Consider the following 2,786-nt stretch of genomic DNA (forward strand, 5'->3'; position numbering starts at 1 on the left):
CGCCGACGGATTCGACGCAGTGTACGACGTACGGTTCGACGGGCGGGGCGGGTTCGAGGTGCGGCCGGCGGACGACTAGCCCGGCTGAGAAGGCCCGGATCGTCGTCGCCACCCAGGTCGTCGAGCAGTCACTCGATCTGGATGCCGATATCGTCATCAGCAACCTCGCTCCGCTGTCTCTGCTGCTGCAGCGGGCCGGACGGTGCTGGCGGCACGAGAACCACTGGGCCCGGCACGGCTACCCCGACGGTCGCGGCCGACCGGCCTGGGCGAGCGGGCCGTGTCTTGTGGTGCTCGACCCGATCGGGGGCGGCGGGAAGACACCACAGCAGTGGGGCGAGGTGTATTCCGAGCACCTCCTTGCCACCACCTCCCGACCTCTCGCCGGAATCGAGGGCGGGACCATTTCGGTCCCGGGTGACGCCGTTCGGCGTCGCCGGCCGTCAGGGACAGCGCCGGCGCATACAGGTCACCGAGTCCGCCGAAGGCCTGGATGTAGAACCCGGCGACCGCCTCGTTGAACGGATCCTTCGGGTCGTACCGCGGCGGTCGAGTGGTCCAGGACGACCGAGATCGCCGGCACTACGCGGCCGCTCGCGGGCCGTGCGAGGTGGCGCCTAGGTTTATTGATCACGAGCGTTGTTGACAGTCGCCGGGCTCGGTCACCGGCCACGCGGGGCACTGTGGAGCCCTCTCAGCCGGGCTCAAAGGTCCTGGACGGCGCGCAGGGCCTGATCGACGCGGGCCATGACCGCAGTGTCGACGGGTCCGAGGAGCTTGGCGGCGTCGAACCGGCTGGTCCGCAGCTGGACGATGTTGACCGCGACGGCGGTGCACGCGATCGGGGTGTCGATCACCACTGACATGGCCGTGTCCGGGAACCGGCCGCTTTCGTGCAGCACGATCACCAGAACGGCGCCGTAGGACTCTTCCAGGCCGGTCAGGCTGATGATCAGGACGTTGCGGCCATCGGGCAGCGTCCATACCTCACCACGCCTCACAGGGTGTCGCCCTCGCCCGCCAGGTCGTCACCGAGCCCGAGCGCGGCAAGCTGCCGCCCGGCGTCCAGGGTCGCGGCCCGGCGCGCGGCACGCACCACGTACGCGTTCACACTCAGGCCGGCCTCCAAGGCGGCCGCCCTAATTGAGGGCGCGAGCTCATCGGGGATCCGCAGGGTCATCGTGGTCACAGACATGGTGGCAATCCTAGCCACCACGACCCGGTGCCGTAAGAGCAACCTGCTAGGAACAGCGTCATCGTATTGGTCGACAATGACGCCGCTGGCCGCCAGGCCGTGAAGACTGCCGGTCTCCCGCTCGCGCCGCCTCGACCACCTGCGGGGCCTCACCCCACTGCCCAGGAGTCAGGGCGAACACCAGAGGATGCTTCCTGACCGAGGCTGCCGCCGGCCGGGTCACGCACTTCCCGCTGCGCGCCGACCCGCGAGCCCTCGCAGGGACCACATCGGTTTTTCCTGCCCGCCGGGCCGGCGCCGCGCGGCTTCTGGAGATTGCCGCGCGCTCGCTCGCTCATGACGTGGGACTCCGTGGTGCCATCACGTAGGTGTTCGTACTCAGAGGGCGGCCGGACCATCCGGGTACTCCAGCGCTTATTTGTCCCTGCCGCCCCCGGCTTGGATTGACCCATGGCCTACCGCACCGTAACCGCAATCGGCGCCCTCTTTGTCCTCGTCCTCGCCCTCGGCGCCTACGGGTGTACATCGCTGGAGGGCGGCCCTGTGCGCTCGGCGAACGAGTACCGAGCGCGCGTAGACGCCACCAAGGAGGCCGGCGTCCGGACCGTCCTATCTCTCAGCCCGGCGCCCGACCTCGGCGGGCACCGGCCGGACGAGCTCGCACAGGAAGAGGGCAGCACCTCCTGTGTGGACGACTTCGGTGTCGACGACGGTGACGTCACCCGTGACCAGCCGACCTACAGCTGGGACTTGGATTTCGCCGACACCGCCGCATACCGGACCGCCCTCGACCACCTGCGGCGCACCTGGCGACAGCAGAGTCTGACCGTGGAGGACCTCCCCGCCCCCAAGCAGGGCGAGCCCGGCGCGGGCCTGCCCGGCATCACCACGACCGACAAGGACGGCATCGAACTCACCCTCCGCCCCGACTGGTACTCCGGCAAGCCGACAGTGCGAGCGGACGGCGGCTGCATACGCCACCAAGGCGCGTCCGACGACGTGGTCGGCGCCGGCGAGAACGGCTAGTGTCCTGCGCCAGAGATCCGTCGGCAGAAGTGAGCGAGGGAGTCGAGGATTTCTTCGGCTGTCTTGGTCCAGATGAACGGCTTGGGGTCCTCGTTCCAGTCCTTGACCCACGCGCGGATGTCGGCCTCAAGAGCCTGGACGTTCTTGTGTGCGCCGCGACGGATCTTCTGGTCGGCCAGGAAACCGAACCACCGCTCGACCTGGTTGATCCAGGACGAGCCGGTCGGGGTGAAGTGCATCTGGAACCGTGGGTGTCTGGCCAGCCACGTCCTGATCGCGGGGGTCTTGTGGGGGCCGTAGTTGTCGCAGATCAGGTGAATCTGGAGATGAGCCGGCACCTCCTTGTCGATCCTGATCAGGAACTTCTTGAACTCAGCCGCCCGGTGTCGGCGGTGCAGGGCGGTGATGACCTCGCCGGTGGCGACGTCGAACGCGGCGAACAAGGTGGTCAGCCCGTTGCGGACGTAGTCGTCCCGTGCACCGCCGTCGCGGTCAACATCGTCCAGCTGCGGACCGGCCGGTTCGACGGCGCCAAGCTCCTCGGCCCCGTCGACGCTGCGGTCAT

Annotated in this window: 4 protein-coding genes and 1 pseudogene; 2 read left to right on the forward strand and 3 right to left on the reverse strand. The window is 68.6% G+C overall.

What is annotated here, in order from left to right:
* A pseudogene (locus AC07C1_RS41175) lies at positions 1-521 on the forward strand (hypothetical protein); the annotation flags it as partial.
* A gap of 183 nt (positions 522-704) precedes the next feature.
* Here AC07C1_RS41175 and AC07C1_RS41180 read toward each other — a convergent pair.
* Both AC07C1_RS41180 and AC07C1_RS41185 read right to left on the reverse strand, forming a co-directional pair.
* Positions 705-1,001, reverse strand: coding sequence for a hypothetical protein (locus AC07C1_RS41180; protein WP_478947237.1), 297 nt, complete (start codon positions 999-1,001; stop codon positions 705-707).
* Positions 998-1,195, reverse strand: coding sequence for a YlcI/YnfO family protein (locus tag AC07C1_RS41185; RefSeq protein ID WP_478947238.1), 198 nt, complete (start codon positions 1,193-1,195; stop codon positions 998-1,000). Before AC07C1_RS41185 ends, AC07C1_RS41180 begins: the two co-directional genes overlap by 4 nt.
* Positions 1,196-1,645: 450 nt before the next feature.
* On the opposite strand from AC07C1_RS41185, the gene AC07C1_RS41190 reads away from it, so the two are divergent.
* Positions 1,646-2,221, forward strand: a complete 576-nt coding sequence (locus AC07C1_RS41190; protein ID WP_478947239.1) for a hypothetical protein — start codon at positions 1,646-1,648, stop codon at positions 2,219-2,221.
* Here the strand turns inward: AC07C1_RS41190 and AC07C1_RS41195 are convergent.
* Positions 2,218-2,786, reverse strand: a 569-nt coding sequence (locus AC07C1_RS41195) for an IS630 family transposase (protein ID WP_478947240.1), incomplete at its 5' end; no start/stop codon positions are given. The two genes, AC07C1_RS41190 and AC07C1_RS41195, sit on opposite strands and share 4 nt — an antisense overlap.

It is taken from the genome of Streptomyces sp. NPDC045022 (assembly GCF_056432605.1).